Below are 16,216 nucleotides of genomic sequence, written 5' to 3' on the forward strand. Positions count from 1 at the left end.
AGCCAACCGCGAACAGTGGGCAAAGGGGGAAACATGCCTCGCGGATCGAGCAGGAAACGGGAACGACAGTACGAACACATCAAGGACAGCGCCAAGAAGCGAGGCCAGAGCGACAAGCGGGCCAAGGAGATCGCCGCGCGCACCGTGAACAAGGAACGCGCCAGGGCCGGTGAGTCGCGGACCGCCAGCCGTACCTCGACTCAGGACATTTCCTCGAGCCGGCGCGGAGGGCTGCGCTCGCACTCCGGAGCGGGCGGCCGTACGCGGGATCAGCTCTACGAGGAGGCCAAGCGCCGCAACATCAAGGGCCGCTCGAAGATGAGCAAGGCGCAGCTGGAGAAAGCCCTCGGTTAGAACGGATTCCCTGCCGGGGAGCTCTGGGCACGCCCCACAGCGTTCCGGCAGGGTGTCAACCGCTCCAGTCCAGCTCGTCGCGTCCGGTGAGGAACTCCTCGGCCACCGGCCATTCCAGGGGCCGCGGCATCGGGTAGGTCGTGCGGATGCGGGCCAGCTCCCGGTGGGCGCGGGCGAGGCCGGCGAAGTCGCGCGGGTAGGCGCGGGTGTCGACACCGGTGAAGACGCCCAGCTTGCGGGCCCGCGCCAGCATCTTCCGCCAGTCCTCGGCCGAGGCCAGACCGATGGAATCCACGCCGTGGGAGAACAGGATGAGCCTGATCTCGTCGAACGCCTCCGCCCGGTCGAGGTAGTCCTGCACGTGCGCGAGCGACTGCTCGGTGTTGAACACCATCCAGTACGGGACCGACCCGCTGCGCAGCGCCCACCAGGGCTCCATCAGCAGGAAGGACTCGATGAGCAGCCGGTCGCCGGGCAGGCCGCGCTCCCGGTACCAGGCCCGGTACAGGTCGGCGACCACCGGGCTCAGGTCCTCCGGCTCGCCGAAGCGCATGCGGACCAGCCGCCACCGGTTGCGTTCCGCGAGCTCTTCCAGGTCGGCGAGCAGTTCGGGCTGGAATCCCCACTCCGCTTCCGGGCTGTCGCCGTCGGCCGGCGGGTACTCCCAGCGCGACCGTCCGGCTCGGTAGCGGGCGAGGTAGTCGGCCACGCGCGGCCCGCCGCGCTCGTACTCCTGCCGGGTGGCGCCGCCGAGCGCGCCGTGCTGGAACACGTGGTGCTCGCTCACCGTCGTGGTGGGCCAGCGCAGCGCGCAGTCCACGACGACCAGCGTCGCGCCGGGCGGCAGCGACGACTCCAGGAATGCGCGGTAGGCCGCCGCCAGGCGGCGCCATTTGATCCGGAAGTACGTCATGCCGGCGATCATCAGCCGGTCCTGGTTGGCGTCGTGCATGTGGTGCAGCGCCAGGTCGGGGTTGGCGTCGAGCAGCGCCCGGCCCGCGGCGCGCGTCTTCGCCAGGTCCCCCTGCGGGTCGTCCGGCCGGACGCCGTGGCGGCGTACCGGGATCAGCAGCGTCTGCGGCAGCCACGGCGCGGACAGGGCCGCGGCCAGGTGGATCATGGCGCCGTTGGAGGACCCGATGAAGGCCACCGGATAAGGGCGGCGCGGATAGTGCCCGGTCACCCAGCGTGCCAGGTCGGCGGAGCGGAGCTCGGGCACCCGGCGCATGGGCACGGCCTCGGCCCATCCGCTCAGCGCGTACGCCTTCTCCTGGAGCGCTCGCGGCAGCTTCGCCGCCCCGCCGAGCACCGCGGACGCCACGCCCTCCATCGCCGCCGGGCCCTGGCCGATCAGGGGCACGTCCTTGCCGTGCAGGAAGCGCGACAGCGCCCGCAGCATGCCGGAGGCCGAGTCGAACGACGCCACCGCCTTGGCGGGCCTCATGAGCCGGCCTCCCGGAGGAAGGCGGCGACCTCGCGGGCCAGGCCGTGCGGATCGCGGTAGGGCACCATGTGGGGCAGCCCTTCCATGACCGACAGCCGCCCGTACGGCAGGAGCCTGGTGACCTCCTCGGCCCACGCCTGGCTCACCATCCTGTCCTTGCCGCCGCGCACCACCAGAACGGGCACGTCCACGTACGGGAGCTTGTCCTCGATCCGGTCCCGCATGGAGGCGCCGAAGCTGGCCAGCACCCTCCGCAACCCGGCGTCCCGGTAGTCGGCGACGTTCAGCGGCATCATGCGCGGGCTCTCCCGGACCGAGTTGCGCAGCCACTGGCCGGCCAGGCGGGCGGCGGACCTGGCGTGCGGATCCACCGTCGGGCCGACCAGCACCAGCGCGCTGATCAGGCCAGGGAAGCGGGTCGCCAGCTCGACCGCCACCTGGCAGCCGAAGGAGCCGCCCAGCAGGCAGGGCTGCGCCGGCTCCGCCGCCTTCAGCCAGGCGGCCAGCACGTCCGCGAGCCCCGCCACGGTCGGAGGATCATCGGGCTTGTCGCTACGCCCGAAGCCGGGCAGGTCGACGCTCCAGGCGTCGTGCGTCCGTCCCAGGACTTCGACGAACGGCAGCATCTCCCGGCTGGAGACCCCGGCGCCGTGGACGCACACCACCGCGGGGCCGGGACCGTGGCTGCGCCAGCTCGCCATGGTCAGGTCCATGACGGTATGGGTGAGCGGTTCGAGCGGCACGCCTCTCCTTCCTCGAAGGCCGCCCCCTACCCGGATCGAGATCGTACGAACCCCACCGGGTGATCTGCCTGCGTGATGCAAATTTCACGGAGAGCAATCGTTGCCGACCGAACGAAGCTCTGTCCATTTTTGGGGTTTATGTGTTTCTGTGTCTGCTTCGCGGGCAGGGTGGCACCGACCGGGTCAGCCAAGTGAGGAGGGCTGGTCATGAAGGACAGGTGCCGAGTGGCGCTGGCTCTCGCCGCAGGTTATTACCTGGGCCGGCGCCGCAAGCTGCGCTGGGCCACCGCCCTGGCGGCGGCCGGGGTGGCCGGTGCGTTGCGGAAGAGCAATGGAGGCGGGGGCCTCCTGGGGCAAGGGCTGAAGATCCTCGGCTCGTCCCCGGAGATCGAGCAACTCACCGGCCGGCTGCGCGGAGAACTGCTTGAGGTCGGCAAGGCGGCCGCCGTCGCCGCGACGAGCAGGCAGATCGACTCCCTGAGCGAGAAGCTGCACGGGCGAGCCGAGTCGATCCGGCAGGGAGGCCGGCCACGTGCCGCGGAGGAGCCGGAAGAGGAGGAAGAAGAAGAGTACGGCGAGGAAGCGTACGACGAGGAGCCTCCGGAGGAGAGGCCCCGCGTGCGGCGGCCCAGAACCGGGCGGGTGCCTTCCGTCCCGCCGGTGCGCAGAGGGCGGAGGTGAGACCCATGGCGCAGGAGAGCAAGGCCGGGCCGGTCCAGAAGGCCGCGCAGGAGGTGCTGCCGAAGGACCTCCTCATGGAGGGGGCGCAGAAGCTGGTCCAGGCTCTGGTGGAGCGGGCGCTGTCGTCTCTCACCGATCGGCTTGAGGGCATGACGGGCCGGCTCACCGATTTCGCGGAGGGTGGCGGAACCGGCGGACTGTTGAGCGCCATAACCGGATCGGAGGGCGTGGGTCCCGGGAAAATCCTCGGGAAATCGCTTCTGTCCGGAGCGGGGACGGCCGTCAAGGAGACGCTCAAAGGACTGGGGAAGAAAGGGAAGAGGGCCGGAAAGGCGCGGATCGTCAACATCGTCGAATGGATCGATGTGGGGGCCCCGATCCGGATCGTCTATAACGCGTGGACCCAGTTCGAGACCTTCCCGGGCTACATGAAAAAGGTGGAGAACGTCGACCAGGCATCCGATGAGAAGGTCAACTGGAAGGCGCAGATCTTCTGGTCCCACCGGTCCTGGGAGTCGCACATCGTCGAGCAGGTGCCCGACCAGCGGATCATCTGGCGGTCGAAGGGGGCCAAGGGCTACGTCGACGGCGCGGTGACCTTCCACGCCATCACCCCCGACCTCACCCGCATCCTGCTCGTCCTCGAATATCACCCGCAGGGCATGTTCGAGCGCGTCGGCAACATCTGGCGGGCGCAGGGCAGGCGGGCGCGTCTGGAGTTCAAGCACTTCCGGCGGCACGTGATGACGCAGACCATGCTGCACCCGGAGGAGGCCGAGGAAGACGGCTGGCGGGGCGTGATCCACGACAGCAAGGTCGTCAAGACGCACGAGCAGGCCGTCGAGGAGGAGAAGGCCGAAGCAGAGGAAAGGCCCAGGGAAGAGGAAAGGCCCGAGGAAGAGGAAAGGCCCGAGGAGCCGGAAGCGGAAGAGAAGGAAGAGGAGCCCGAAGCCGAACGCGAAGAGGAAGAGGAGGAAGAGGAAGAGGAGCCTGAGGCCGAGTACGAAGAGGAGCCGGAAGAAGAAGAGGAAGAGGAAGAAGAGAGAACCCGTCGCCGCGCCGAAACCGGCAGGAGTGAGGAGGCCCGGCGCCCGGTGCGACGGCGTCCCGCGGAAGAGGAGGAAGAGCCCCGGCGGCCGGTGCGCCGCAGGGTGGCGACCCGACGTGGGTGACGCCGCCGTCAGGCGGGGTGAGGTTCGAGGAGCGAGGAAATGACTATACAACCCGCGACGGGCGGCGGAATGGCACAAGGGCCCAGCCCGTCGGGTCTCGCGGACGTGATCGACACGATCCTCGACAAGGGACTGGTGATCGACGCCTACGTCCGGGTCTCACTGGTCGGCATCGAAATTCTGACCATCGACACGCGCATCGTGATCGCCAGCGTCGACACGTACCTGCGCTTCGCCGAGGCCGTGAACCGGCTGGATCTCGCCGAACAGAGCCAGGGCCTGCCGGAGATCATGCAGGAGATGAAGGGCGGCCAGATCGGCGACAGGACCAAGGACATCACGCAAGGGGTCCTGGAAGCCGCCGGGGACAAGCTGCACGAACTCGTCGGCGATTTCACCGAGAGCTCCGAACGCAGGCCCGCCCGGCGTCGCCAGAGGGAGGAAAGCTGACCATGGCCGAGTCCGTCGACACCGCCCCCTCCGCGGCCGAGGAGGAGCGCACACCCCTGGACCGGGGCCTCAGCGCCTACGTCTACGGAATCGTGCCGGAGGACGTCCAGGTCTCCGACGAGGCGCGCGGCGTGGGCAGCCCGCCGGCCCCCGTGCGTCTGGTGCGGCACGGCAAGCTCGGGGCCCTGGTGAGCGAGGTGGCGATCGACCGCCCGCTGGGCACGCCCGACGACCTCGTGGCGCACCAGCAACTGCTGGACGCCACCGCGGCCGAGGTTCCCGTGCTTCCCCTGCGTTTCGGCGCGGTGCTGACGAACCGGGAAGCGGTGGTGGACGAACTGCTGGCCCCGCATCACGACGAGTTCGTCGCCGCCCTCGACGAGCTGGAGGGACGGGCCGAGTTCGTCGTCAAAGGACGCTACGACGAGCGGGCGGTGCTCATGGAGGTGCTGACCGAGAACGTCGAGGCGGCGCAGCTGCGCGACGAGATCCGGGGCAAGCCGGAGGCCGCGACCAGGGAGGCGCGCATCCGGCTCGGTGAGCTCGTCAACCAGGCGGTCAGCGCCAAACGGGAGGCCGACACCCAGGCCGTCCTCGACCGGCTCGCCCCGATCAGCGTCTTCACCGTCGTACGTGACCCGTCCCACGAGCGGGACGCCGTCCACCTGGCGCTCCTGGTCGAGAACGACCGCCAGGGCGAGCTTGAGGAGGCCGTGGAGGAGTACTCCCGGCTGTGGGAGGGACGGATCGAGCTGGAGCTGCACGGCCCGCTGGCGCCGTACGACTTCGTGGTGAGCGGCGGGGAGGGCGGCTGATGGGCCTGATCAGCCTCCTCTTCGGCTGGCCGCTGGCGCCGGTGCGCGGCGTGATCCGGCTCGGTGAGCTGATCCAGGAACAGGTCGAGCATGAGATGCGCGATCCGACGGTGGTCAGGCACCGGCTGGAGGAGATAGAGGCCGCCCGGGCCGCCGGCCTGATCTCCGAGGAGGAGCAGGCCCTGGAGATGCGGGAGGTCCTGCAGGGGATGATGGGCGGCCCCCGTCCGGTCGAGCCGATACGGCGGGACCAGGGGAGGTGATCCTGTGCCTGAGAGGCGAAGGTCTCGCGAAGAGGGGGTTCCGCCTCCGGGGCGTTCGAGAGACCCCGCCGCCGAGACCACGGAGCGGCCGAAACGTCGCCCTCGTGGCCTGAGCGCCGCGACCGCGGGCGAGATCGGGCTGGAGCACATCGCGGACCTGACCCGCAGGGAGACGGAGGGCGTGACCCGGGTGAAGCCCGAGGACGACGGGTGGCTGGTCAACGTCGAGGTCGTCGAGGACCGGCGCGTCCCCTCCTCCGGCGACATCCTCGCACTCTACGAGGCCGAACTGGACCCGGAGGGCGATCTGCTCTCCTACCGGAGGCTGCGGCGTTACCGGCGTGGCAGCGGCGACTACCAGGAGGAGCCGCGATGACCGAGCAGTACCGGCCGGGGGTCGTGGGACGCCAGTCGTATCCTTCTTCGGTGTCCTCGGGTCGCGAACCGGCCAACCTGGGCGACATTCTCGAGCGGGTCCTCGACCGGGGCGTGGTGATCGCCGGGGACATCCGCGTGAACCTGCTGGACATCGAGCTGCTCACGATCAAGCTGCGGCTGATCATCGCCTCGGTCGACACCGCCAGGGAGATGGGCATCGACTGGTGGGAGCACGATCCCTGGCTCACCGGCAAGGACCAGGCCCTCGTCGAGGAGAACCGCCGGCTGCGCGACCGGATCGCGGCCCTGGAGGAGGGGCGGCCGCGGCGCCGCGCCATCGAGCCGATCGAGGGCGAGGTCGAGTCCGTGGAGGACCGGCCGGTCAGAAGGACGGAGGCGAGAAGGGACGAGCGCGGTGGATGACGCGGGCACGTACCTCTACGCCGTGGCGAGCGACGTGGCCGTCCCCTGCCCGCAGGGCCTGAAGGGGGTGGCCGGCCGGGACGTGCGGGCCATCGCCCAGTCCGGTCTCGTCGCGTACGTGAGCACCGTCCCGCTGGACCAGTTCGGCGAGGAGCCGCTGCGGCGATCCATGGAGGACCTCGACTGGCTGGGCGCGACCGCCCACGCCCACCACCACGTGGTGGAGGCGGTGGCGCGGCTGGGGCCGGTCGCCCCGGTGCGCCTCGTCACGGTCTACAGCGGCGAGGAGCAGGTCCGCCGCCTGCTGGAGGAACGGCACGACGACTTCGCCGACACGCTCGCCCGCGTCGCGGGCCGGCAGGAGTGGGGCGTGAAGGCGTACGTGGTCAAGACCGAGGCCGCCCCGGTGGCGCCCGAGCCGAGCGGCCAGGAGCCGGCCAGCCCCGGCACCGCCTACCTCAAGCGCCGCCAGGCGAGCCTGCGTACCCGCGAGGAGTCGTGGCGCGACGCGGGGGAGCGCGCCGAGCGCATCCACGACGCGCTCAGGTACGTCGCGGTCGCGAGCCGGCGGCATCGGGCGCAGGACCCGCAGCTCTCCGGCAGGGACGAGTGGATGGTCCTCAACGGCGCCTACCTGGTCGACGAGGAGCGCGCGGAGGAGTTCGCGCGGACTCTGGACGGGCTGCGCGGGCAGGGGATCGAGCTGGAGCTCACCGGCCCCTGGGCGCCCTACTCGTTCACGGTTCTGGAGGAAGGAGGCCCGCGGTGACCCACGACGCGCCCCCGCGCGGCGCCGTCCTGGCCGCGGAGGAACGCCTGCCGGCGGAGCGGGTCGCGCTGGTCGACCTGCTGGACCGGCTCCTGGCCGGAGGCGTGGTGGTGAGCGGGGACCTCGTCCTTTCCATCGCGGACATCGACCTGGTACGCATCTCCGTCCGCGCGCTGATCATGTCGGTTCGCGAATCCGACACTTTCGGGGGCATCGATGGTGAGACCTGCAGGTGAGCCGGCCACCCGGGTGCGCGAGGCGCGATCCAGCCGCCTGCGCATCGAGGCCGACCGGGAAGCGGTGGAACGTGACCTGTCGCGCCTCGTCCTCACCCTGGTCGAGCTCGTGCGCCAGCTGGTGGAGCGGCAGTGCGTGCGGCGGATGGAGCAGGGCGACCTGTCGGACGAGCAGGTAGAGGTGCTGGGCGTGACGTTGATGCGGCTCGAGGAGGCCATGACCGAGCTGTGCGAGCGCTTCGACCTGTCGCCGTCGGACCTCAACCTCGATCTCGGGCCGCTCGGCACGCTCCTCCCCGAGGACCGCTGACCCGGCTCAGGGCCCGTTCTCCTGGTAGAGGTCATGGACCGAGGCCAGCTCGTGCTGCGGGACGCGCAGCAGGATGCCGCGGTCGTCGATGTCGCCGACGTGCTCCCACGGGACGTAGCGGGTGTTGCGGTGCAGCACCCTGAGCAGGGCCCTGACCAGCCAGGGCCCCTTGATGGCCGGGCCTCGTTCGTAGCCGAACAGCCGCCCGGTGTGCCGGGTCACGACGATCAGTCCGGCCACCCGGAAGGCGTTGTGGACCTGCAGGAGCAGCGGCCCGTCCTGCACCAGGCGCACGTCGGCGACCTGGCCGACGGTGCGCCCCGCGCTGTCGCGGACCGGGCGGGCGAGCAGGTCACTCAGTCTCATGCGAGGCTCCGGGGATGGGTTCGATGAGGTGGGTGCGGACCCAGCGTTCGAGCGCGGGCCGTTCCAGGTCACCGCCGACGTGTACGGCACTGGCGATGCGGCTGACGTCCGCCATCGGAATGCGGGGCGGAGCCTGGGCGCCGAGCAGGCGGGCGAGGCCGGTCATGAGCCTGCCGAGCACCCCGCCGATGCGCGGCCCGAGCGCGAGCGGCCCCATCAGGATCGCGGTGACGTACGGCCGGCCCTGCTCGTCGAAGGCCAGCTCCAGATCGTCGACCTTGCACACCAGGCGGCCGTCCCGGTCGTGCACGACCTGCCGGTCGAGCAGGTGCAACTGGGCGTGCAGGACGCGTGCGCTCGTCATTGGCCCGCCTTCGTGGCCAGCAAGAGGGGGATGGCGGCGACCGACACCGCGACGAGGAGGATCATGAAGACCGTGCCCAGGGTGTTGGAGAAGACGCCGTTCACCTTGTCCCCCATGTAGTCCCGATCGTTGGCGATCATCAGCACCGGCAGATACGTCAGAGGCAGCGCCGCCGCCGAGAACACCAGCGAGTACTCGGTCACCATGATCGGGTCGATCGTCGTCAGGATCAGCGCGGTCGACACGATCATCACGATGAGCACCGTGGAGTGGAAGCGGGCCGCCTCGCGCGGGCGCACCCGCTTGCCCCACTGCCAGCCGAAGTACTGGCTCAGGCAGTAGCCGGACGACAGCGCCACCTCCAGCGTCGCGCCGAACGTGGCCGCGAACACGCCGAGGATCACCAGCGCCAGTCCGATCTGGCCGGCCCCGAGCGCGACCGGCAGCACCATCTGGTCCAGGGAGTCCACCTGCACGTGGACCGGCAGGAACACCGTGGCCGCGCACGCCGCGATGGCCAGCGACAGCAGCCCGCCGAGCGGGAAGCCGATCAGCACGTTGGCCCGGGAGATCGACAGGTCGCGGCGGGTCCACTTCTCCTCCACCCCGCCGGAGGAGAAGAAGAACACCTCGTACGGTGTCATCGCCCCGCCCAGCAGCGCGATCGCGTAATAGAAGTAGGTGGGCAGCCCCTCGTCCGGCGGCGGAGCGGGCTGACTGGCCTGCCGCCACAGCTCCCCCCAGTCGGGCCCGAGCTGCCACAGCGCGACGACGAAGATCACCAGCGCGAGCCCGGCCAGCCCGAAGACACGCTCCAGCGTCTCGAATTTCACCCGCCACATCACCAGCCACGCCGCGAACGCCACGACCGGCACCCACAGCAGGTAGTTGACGCCGGTGGCCAGCTCCAGGGCCAGCGCCGCGCCGCCGATCTCGGCCGCCACCGTCATCGCCAGGATGAAGAACGACGCGCCCAGGTTCGCCAGCCCCGCCTTCGGGCCGAGCCGCTCACGTACCAGGTCGAACACCGCCCGCCCCGAGACCGCCGCGATCCGGCCCGACATTTCGGCGAACACGCAGATGCCCAGCACCCCCAGCAGTACCACCCACGCCAGCGACATGCCGAAACGCGAGCCCACCAGGGCGTTGGCGACCAGATCGCCGATGTCCACGAAGCCGCCGATCGCGGTGAGGATGCCCAGGGTGATACCCAGAAGCCGCTTCATTCGTGTTCGTCCTGGAAACGCCGCAGACTCTCGCCCAGCTCCGCCAGCTCCCGCGCCGCCCGGGCCGGATCTTCGACGCGATCGCGCCTGACCTCCACCAGCAGGCCCGAGACGACCTTCTCGGCCCGCTCGGTGACCTGCAGCAGGTGCTCGCCCAGCACCTCGGCCTGATCGGACGGCGGCTGCACCGCCCCGAACTGGTCGTTGACGCCCTGCACCTGCTCGGCCGCCGTCGTCAGCACCACCTTCAGGTACGGCCGGGTCAACTTGCCGTTCCCGCCGACGGCCAGCCGCACCACCTCGACCGTCGAGCCGACCGCCTCAGCCGACGAGGCCGCCTTCAGCTCGTAGTCGCGGTCGTTCCACGCCGGACTGGAACAGCCCGTCACCAGCAGGCCAACCAGCACGACCGCCCACGATCGCCTCATGCGCGCCGCCGCAACAGCAGGTACGCGAGCGTGCCCAGCAAGACGAGATACTGCCCCCACGCCACCAGTAAGACGAGACCCTCATCCATCACGAACATCAACTGCCCGAGCCGGCGACGAACAGTCACGGATGATGACGCGGCATCAAGCAGGGCGCCGAGGGGCATCGCGATCAGCGCCCTGCCTGCCCCTGGCGTCAGGAGCGCCCCCCCGGCCGGTGAGGGCATCGCGGATGCGATCCACCAGCCCCGCCCCCGGCGCCGGCAGCTTGCTGGCCGGCGGGGTGTCGGGCGCCGACGGGTGCGGCCTGGTGGGAGCCGGCTTCTTGGCCCGCTGCACCTTGGCCCGCTGCACCTTGGCCCCGAGCTCCGTCAGGCGACCGTACGGCCGAACCACACGTTGCGAGCGCGGAAATAGGTGTCGCCGTCAGGACCGGGGCGCTGGTCGGCCCAGCCGTCGTCGCCCTGCTCGATGTTGGCGGCCCAGGAGCCCATCTGCAGGTTGATGATGAGCCGCTGCGGGACGCCGGCCCAGCCGTACCCGATGTGGGTGTCCACGTAATCGCCGTCGAAATAGTAGTCGAGCTTGACGTCGTCGCCGCTCTTGTACATCCAGACCCGATATTTGTGAAACCCGTCGTTCGGATCGGCTACGGGGACCTCGGAACGCTGGTAGGTCGCCGCTCCGCCGGCTGTCTTGTAGTAGGTGTTGAAGAAGTTGACGGCCTCGCCCTGCTCGTTGACGCCGACGTATTCCAGGATGTCGCTCTCCGGCGGCCACGCCGGCCAGATGCCGGTGGTCCAGAAAGCCGGCCAGATGCCCGGCCCGGTCTGGGTCTGGAACTCGCCTTCGATGTCGTACTCGGGGTAATCGTCGTTGACGATGATCTGCGGCTTGGCGTGGATGGCTCCGGAGCGGTACCACAGCGGGGCGTGCGGCTCATGCGGGCTCGTCCCGGGCGAGGCGGACAGCCGGGTCGCCTTCAGGGTCAGCACGCCTTGACTGAGGGAGACCTGGCCGGCGTCCATCTGCGCGGCGCCGTTGTGGGTGTCCTCGTCGCCGTCCCAGGGGTACAGCTGGTTCCACGACGCGTTGAAGGCGGTCTGGCTGTCGAAGGAGGATTTCTCGACGAGGTTCTGCCAGGTGGCCGAGCTGCGGCGGGCGCGGTCGGGGGCTGAGGATTCGGCCTGGGCTCCGGAAGGCATGAAGGAAAGCCCCAGGCCCATGCCGCCGGCTGCCGCCGCCGAGGCCAAGAATGTACGCCGATTGATTTCCTGATCGGACATTTCTTCCTTACGCACGATGAGAAGTGAGGCAATGCCACCGGCGGCCCTGAACCGGGCTAATGATCATGGTCAGGCCGGATCAGTATGCCTCATCGTCCGTCGCATCCGCCACCGTAGTCACGGCTCCTCATCGGCGTTCGGATGAACCTGGCGTGCCGAGGTTGATGGAGCCGGAGATGTCGCCGGCCTGGATGACCGTGCCGGTGACGCGCGCGTTGCCGCTGATGGTGTTGCTCACGTCGTGCTTGTACTGGAGGAGCCGGGCCGTTTCGCCGGCCCAATCGGCCAGCGACCGCTGGAACTCGGCGTCCGCGTCCGCGTGGTCCACCAGGACGCGCGTCGTCTCCTCCGGTGACCTCGTGCCGGCTTGCTCCAGGGCGGCCGTGACGGCGGCATCCGTGCCGAACCGCCGCCGCACCAGAGCCGTCAGCGAGCCCCATGCGCTCTTGCCGGCCTCGCCCGCGGCGCCGCCGGCGATGGCGGAGACCACCGCCGCCAAGGTGGCGATGACGCTCGGATCCATCGCTCCTCTTTCACGTGTGAGAGGTGTCCTTCGAGCGTAGGGCCGCACCGGGGCGAGCGGGCGCGGGACGGGCACTCATGCCGATCGGTTATGGCTTCCCTCGCCGACGTCCCGGCTGGGGGAACACTCCTGAATCGTGACCGGCGAAAAGCGTTCATGGGGCATGGTGAGCGCCGGCGGGGGCGGAAGCGTCCGCAATGAGCTCTCCGGGCAGGTGACCGGCGCGGTGGTGCAGGCCGCGGACGTCGGCGTCATCAACATCGGCACCGTGCCCGCCGCCCCCGTCCGGGTCCCCCGGCAGGTGCCCGCGGAGCCGCCCGGTTTCGTCAACAGGACCCTTGAGCTGTCGTTGCTCGACCGGCACCTCGCCGACGGCCCCGCCGTGGCGGTCGTCAGCGGCCTGAAGGGGGTCGGTACGAGCGCGGTCGGGCGCCGCTGGGCACACCAGGCGCGGGAGCGCTTCAGCGACGGCCAGCTCTACGTGGATCTCGGGGCGTTGCGGCACGGCGGAGCGACCGGGGTGAGCGACGTGCTCGCCGCCTTCCTGCGGGCGCTCGGCGTCCACGAGAGCTGGATCCCGGAGGAGCTGCCGGAGCGGGCGGCGATGTTCCGGTCGATGACGGCGGGGTCGCGGCTGCTCGTGCTGGTGGACGACGCGGAGCACGCCGCGGAGGTGACGCCGCTGTGCCCGGCCTCGCCCGGCAGCGCCGTGGTGGTGACCAGCCATCGGCAGTTGCGCGGGCTGCTCGCCGAGGGCGCGGTGCCCATCACGGTGGGCCCGCTGGACGTCGAGCAGGGGCTGCGGCTGCTGACCGGGATGCTCGGGGAGGAACGCGTCGACGGCCAGCGGGCGCACGCCATCGAGCTGGTGCGGCTGTGCGGCGGCCTGCCGATCGCCCTGCGGATGGCCGGTGCGCAGCTGCTGCGGCACCCGGTGTGGTCGGTCGAGCGGCTGCTCCGGGACCTGGCCGAAGCCGGACGGCGGCTCGACCGGGCGGCTTCGGAGGGCGGGGTGTTCGTGGACGCGTTCTTCGAGGCTGTCTACGAGGGATTGCCGGAGAGCGCCGCCCGGCTCTACCGGCTGCTCGGCGTGCTGCCCGGCAGCGCGTTCAGCCCGGGGCTGGCCGCCGCCGTGCTGGACGACGAGCCGGATCAGGCGCTGGACCTGCTGCTCGACGCGCATCTGGTCGAGGAGTTCGCGCAGGACCGCTACCGCATGCATGACCTCGTACGCCTGCACGCGGCCCGTCGCGCCCGAAGCGTGGACCCGCCTGAGGCGCGGGAGTCGGCGCTGCGGCGGGCGGCGGAGTGGTATCTGACCGGGGCGGCCGCCGCCGACGCCGCGATGGGCAAGAGGTTGCGGCTGGCCGACCACGGTGAGCGGCTTTCCGGCGCCGGCTGGTCGTTCGCCTCGCGCGGCGAAGCCCTCGACTGGCTGGACGCCGAACGCGCCGGCCTGCTGGCGGTGCTGCGCGCCGCCGCCGCGCGCGAGTGGGACGAGACCGTCTGGCAGCTGGCCGAAGCCCTCTGGCCGCTGCACCACGATCGCGGCTATCACGCCGACTGCGCCGAGGCCAACGCTCTGGGGGTGCAAGCCGCGCTCCGCCTGCAAGCTCCCGCCGTGGAGGCGAGGATGCGCAACCAGGTGGCGCGCGCCCGGCTGATGCTCGGCGAGCTCGACCAGGCTCACGATCAGCTCGTACGGGCCCGGCAAGCGGCACGCGCGTCCGGCGACCCGAGGATGGAGGCGGTGATCCTGGAATCGCTGGGCCGGGCCGCCCTCGCCCAGGCGGAGCCCGACGCCGCCGCCGAGAGCTTCGCCGCGGCCCTGGCCATTCACGAGCGGGCGGGCAACGGCCGCGGGGCCGGCATGCAGCTGTACCACCTCGGCCTCGCCCATCTGGACGCCGGCCGGCACGGGGAGGCGGCGGCCGTCCTCGGCCGCGCCCTGCCGCTCATGGCCGCCGCCGGAGACGCGCTCAGCCAGGGGCGGATCCACCTGGAGCTGGCCAGGGCCCAGCGCGGGCTCGGACGTCGCGCCGACGCGATCCGGTCGGCGCGGGCCGCCGCGGAGATCACGCGCGAGTGCCGGGTGCCGGTGAAGGAGACCCAGGCGTGGGAGCTCCTGGCGGAGCTGGCCGAGGACGGCGGTGACCGCGAGGAGGCGGCCGACTGCCTGCGGCGGGCCCTGACGGTCTGCCTCGCCTCGGGCAACCTGCCCAGGGCCGAGACGTTGCGTGCCCGCCTGGCCGCCGTGGACCAACCCTGATCTCAGGCGTCACCGGTGACGACCACCTGCCGATCGCCCACCCGGACGGTGATCCCGGAACGAAGATCCTCCAGGCTCCGGCCCCGCACGAGCCAGCCGTACACCGCGGACGGCAGGCATCGGGGATCGACATCGCCGGGGGCGCTGACCCGCAGGCGTTCCCCTTCCCTCAACGTCAAGCCGATCGACCGGTCGCCGGCGAGCTCGGCCGTCATGAAGCAGCCGGGGTACCGTCGCAGTGTCTCCTCCGCCCAGCCCGGCCGCGTGTCCCGGCCGACCACGATCGCGGCGTTCTCCAGCAGCCGCGGGTTCACCTCCTCGGCGTCCACGACCAGATGCGGGTCACCCACCTGGCCGCCGGATCGGCGCTCCAGGACGGCGGGGTATCGGCGTACGGTCACGCAGTCGCGGCCGACCACCGCTTCCACCTCGAAGGAGAGCACCTCGCCGCACTCGGGCCGCGGCTCGTCGAGTGGCCGGGCGGCCGCGGGCGCGGCGGGCTCGGGCAGCTCCATCAGCCGGTACGCCAGGCGCCGCAGCAGAACGTCCGCCTGACCGGGCATGCCGAGGGTGCGTCCCGTGACGTCGTCGTGCGGCCCGTGGGCCGCCATGACCTGTTCGAGCTGCGGCAGCACGGCGCCCGCCGGGTTCAGCCGGGGCAGGGTCCGGGACAGCAGGGCGGTGGGGGAGTCCGGGTCGAGTTCGGCCACCTCCCGGCCGGAGGAGGCCAGGAGCACCGGACGGCCCAGGGCGGCGCCGTAGAAGGTGACGGAGCCGTGATCGCCGACGATGACGTCCGAGGCCACGAGGGCGGCCTGCCAGCCCTGCTGCGGCGGGAGCAGCAGCAGCCCGCCGTCACGGGCGTCGGCCAGCCACAGGCGTACCTGCAGGCCGCCGTGGCCGTACCAGGCGTTGGGATGCGCGGCCAGCACGACCTGGTACTCGTCGACGGGCAGCTCGGCCACCAGCCGGGCCACCAGGTCGCCGTTCGCGCCGAGCAGGGAATGCGCACCCCACGTGGAGCTGACCAGTACGAGCCTGCGGTGCGGGCCCGCTTTCAGGGCTCGCCGATAGCGGTCACGCCGGGAGAGGTTGGCCCGGATCCGGTCGAACACCGGGTCGCCGACCACCACGGCCCGCGGGACCGCCTCGGGACAGTCGCGCTTCAGCCGCGCGAGCTGCTCGTGATGCGACAGGGCGATGGCCGCCGGCACGATCCGGCCCTCGTGGACGAGCTGGCGCCGCGCCAGGCCGGAGACCCCGCCCTCGGGGCCGTCCGCCGGGCTGAGGAGCCGGTTGTACCCGGCGCCGTGCGGCACTACCAGCAGCGGGGCCTTCAGCTGATGCAACGCGCCGTTGGCGCTGGCCGAGACAGCCAGGTGGAACGGCGTCTCCACGGCCTGCGACCAGGGCAAGGTCCGCGCCTGGACGCTGCGCAGGTAATCTCCGAGGCCGTCGTCGAACGCCGAGCCGGCCGCGACGGTGAACAGCACCTGCACGCGAGGATCGGACCGGAACAACGGCAGGATCTCGAGCAGCCGGCCGGCCGAGGTCACCGTGCGCGCCACCGCGAGGACCGTGCGGCTGGAGCCGACCGTGCGCCACCGGGAAGCCTCGTCCCCGACCGGCACGCGAAGCCGGCGCTCGCCGCTCACCGCCCCTCCCCACGAAATCGCATGATGAAAGTTTCAGCAGCGTTCGCCGCCTTGTTCAAGG

At 71.1% G+C, this 16,216-nt stretch carries 22 protein-coding genes; 12 read left to right on the forward strand and 10 right to left on the reverse strand.

The window, feature by feature from the left end; translation table 11 throughout:
* Positions 1-33 precede the first annotated feature (33 nt).
* Entirely contained in the window at positions 34-354 is a 321-nt protein-coding gene (locus tag ACFKCF_RS40505; RefSeq protein WP_394500640.1) for a plasmid stabilization protein, read from the forward strand.
* A 55-nt stretch (positions 355-409) separates the two neighbouring features.
* Here the strand turns inward: ACFKCF_RS40505 and ACFKCF_RS40510 are convergent, their stop codons facing one another.
* Together ACFKCF_RS40510 and ACFKCF_RS40515 are read right to left on the reverse strand one after the other, a co-directional pair.
* Positions 410-1,798 (reverse strand): hypothetical protein, encoded by a 1,389-nt coding sequence (locus ACFKCF_RS40510; RefSeq protein ID WP_394500641.1) that lies wholly within the window; start codon positions 1,796-1,798, stop codon positions 410-412.
* Positions 1,795-2,541, reverse strand: coding sequence for an alpha/beta fold hydrolase (locus tag ACFKCF_RS40515; protein ID WP_394500642.1), 747 nt, complete (start codon positions 2,539-2,541; stop codon positions 1,795-1,797). Before ACFKCF_RS40515 ends, ACFKCF_RS40510 begins: the two co-directional genes overlap by 4 nt.
* Positions 2,542-2,748: 207 nt before the next feature.
* On the opposite strand from ACFKCF_RS40515, the gene ACFKCF_RS40520 reads away from it, so the two are divergent.
* From ACFKCF_RS40520 to ACFKCF_RS40565, 10 genes are all read left to right on the forward strand, one after another.
* A complete protein-coding gene (locus tag ACFKCF_RS40520; RefSeq protein ID WP_394500643.1) occupies positions 2,749-3,222 on the forward strand; it encodes a hypothetical protein in 474 nt (157 codons plus the stop codon).
* 5 nt (positions 3,223-3,227) lie between these two features.
* Entirely contained in the window at positions 3,228-4,394 is a 1,167-nt protein-coding gene (locus tag ACFKCF_RS40525; RefSeq protein WP_394500644.1) for an SRPBCC family protein, read from the forward strand.
* A gap of 69 nt (positions 4,395-4,463) precedes the next feature.
* Positions 4,464-4,844 (forward strand): gas vesicle protein GvpJ, encoded by a 381-nt coding sequence (gene gvpJ, locus ACFKCF_RS40530; protein ID WP_394500758.1) that lies wholly within the window; start codon positions 4,464-4,466, stop codon positions 4,842-4,844.
* A gap of 2 nt (positions 4,845-4,846) precedes the next feature.
* Positions 4,847-5,659, forward strand: coding sequence for a GvpL/GvpF family gas vesicle protein (locus ACFKCF_RS40535; protein ID WP_394500645.1), 813 nt, complete (start codon positions 4,847-4,849; stop codon positions 5,657-5,659).
* Entirely contained in the window at positions 5,659-5,922 is a 264-nt protein-coding gene (locus ACFKCF_RS40540) for a gas vesicle protein GvpG (protein WP_394500646.1), read from the forward strand. Before ACFKCF_RS40535 ends, ACFKCF_RS40540 begins: the two co-directional genes overlap by 1 nt.
* A gap of 4 nt (positions 5,923-5,926) precedes the next feature.
* Positions 5,927-6,298, forward strand: a complete 372-nt coding sequence (gvpO, locus tag ACFKCF_RS40545) for a gas vesicle protein GvpO (protein ID WP_394500647.1) — start codon at positions 5,927-5,929, stop codon at positions 6,296-6,298.
* A complete protein-coding gene (locus ACFKCF_RS40550; protein WP_192784588.1) occupies positions 6,295-6,723 on the forward strand; it encodes a gas vesicle protein in 429 nt (142 codons plus the stop codon). The genes gvpO and ACFKCF_RS40550 overlap by 4 nt, the downstream gene beginning before the upstream one ends.
* Positions 6,716-7,492 (forward strand): GvpL/GvpF family gas vesicle protein, encoded by a 777-nt coding sequence (locus tag ACFKCF_RS40555; protein WP_394500648.1) that lies wholly within the window; start codon positions 6,716-6,718, stop codon positions 7,490-7,492. Before ACFKCF_RS40550 ends, ACFKCF_RS40555 begins: the two co-directional genes overlap by 8 nt.
* A complete protein-coding gene (locus ACFKCF_RS40560) occupies positions 7,489-7,728 on the forward strand; it encodes a gas vesicle protein (RefSeq protein WP_394500649.1) in 240 nt (79 codons plus the stop codon). The genes ACFKCF_RS40555 and ACFKCF_RS40560 overlap by 4 nt, the downstream gene beginning before the upstream one ends.
* Positions 7,709-8,038, forward strand: coding sequence for a gas vesicle protein K (locus ACFKCF_RS40565; RefSeq protein ID WP_394500650.1), 330 nt, complete (start codon positions 7,709-7,711; stop codon positions 8,036-8,038). The genes ACFKCF_RS40560 and ACFKCF_RS40565 overlap by 20 nt, the downstream gene beginning before the upstream one ends.
* Positions 8,039-8,044: 6 nt before the next feature.
* Here the strand turns inward: ACFKCF_RS40565 and ACFKCF_RS40570 are convergent, their stop codons facing one another.
* The 7 genes from ACFKCF_RS40570 to ACFKCF_RS40600 form a co-directional block, all read right to left on the reverse strand.
* Complete coding sequence (locus tag ACFKCF_RS40570; RefSeq protein WP_394500651.1) at positions 8,045-8,404, reverse strand: hypothetical protein; 360 nt, start codon at positions 8,402-8,404, stop codon at positions 8,045-8,047.
* Positions 8,391-8,768, reverse strand: coding sequence for a hypothetical protein (locus tag ACFKCF_RS40575; protein ID WP_394500652.1), 378 nt, complete (start codon positions 8,766-8,768; stop codon positions 8,391-8,393). Before ACFKCF_RS40575 ends, ACFKCF_RS40570 begins: the two co-directional genes overlap by 14 nt.
* Positions 8,765-9,994, reverse strand: a complete 1,230-nt coding sequence (locus ACFKCF_RS40580) for an NRAMP family divalent metal transporter (RefSeq protein WP_394500653.1) — start codon at positions 9,992-9,994, stop codon at positions 8,765-8,767. The genes ACFKCF_RS40575 and ACFKCF_RS40580 overlap by 4 nt, the downstream gene beginning before the upstream one ends.
* Positions 9,991-10,422 (reverse strand): hypothetical protein, encoded by a 432-nt coding sequence (locus ACFKCF_RS40585; RefSeq protein WP_394500654.1) that lies wholly within the window; start codon positions 10,420-10,422, stop codon positions 9,991-9,993. The genes ACFKCF_RS40580 and ACFKCF_RS40585 overlap by 4 nt, the downstream gene beginning before the upstream one ends.
* A complete protein-coding gene (locus tag ACFKCF_RS40590) occupies positions 10,419-10,589 on the reverse strand; it encodes a hypothetical protein (protein WP_394500655.1) in 171 nt (56 codons plus the stop codon). The genes ACFKCF_RS40585 and ACFKCF_RS40590 overlap by 4 nt, the downstream gene beginning before the upstream one ends.
* Before the next feature lie 204 nt (positions 10,590-10,793).
* Positions 10,794-11,627 carry a family 16 glycosylhydrolase gene (locus tag ACFKCF_RS40595; RefSeq protein ID WP_394500656.1) on the reverse strand — a complete coding sequence of 278 codons (834 nt, stop codon included), beginning with the start codon at positions 11,625-11,627 and terminating at the stop codon, positions 10,794-10,796.
* 208 nt (positions 11,628-11,835) lie between these two features.
* Positions 11,836-12,231, reverse strand: coding sequence for a hypothetical protein (locus tag ACFKCF_RS40600; protein WP_394500658.1), 396 nt, complete (start codon positions 12,229-12,231; stop codon positions 11,836-11,838).
* A 136-nt stretch (positions 12,232-12,367) separates the two neighbouring features.
* Between ACFKCF_RS40600 and ACFKCF_RS40605 the strand changes: the two genes are divergently transcribed.
* Positions 12,368-14,500 (forward strand): hypothetical protein, encoded by a 2,133-nt coding sequence (locus ACFKCF_RS40605; protein ID WP_394500659.1) that lies wholly within the window; start codon positions 12,368-12,370, stop codon positions 14,498-14,500.
* Positions 14,501-14,502: 2 nt separating this feature from the next.
* On the opposite strand, the gene ACFKCF_RS40610 is transcribed toward ACFKCF_RS40605, so the two are convergent.
* Positions 14,503-16,155 (reverse strand): hypothetical protein, encoded by a 1,653-nt coding sequence (locus tag ACFKCF_RS40610; RefSeq protein WP_394500660.1) that lies wholly within the window; start codon positions 16,153-16,155, stop codon positions 14,503-14,505.
* Between the last annotated feature and the right edge of the window lie 61 nt (positions 16,156-16,216).

Origin of the sequence: Nonomuraea sp. JJY05 (assembly GCF_043496855.1) — a bacterium.
Lineage (GTDB): Bacteria > Actinomycetota > Actinomycetes > Streptosporangiales > Streptosporangiaceae > Nonomuraea.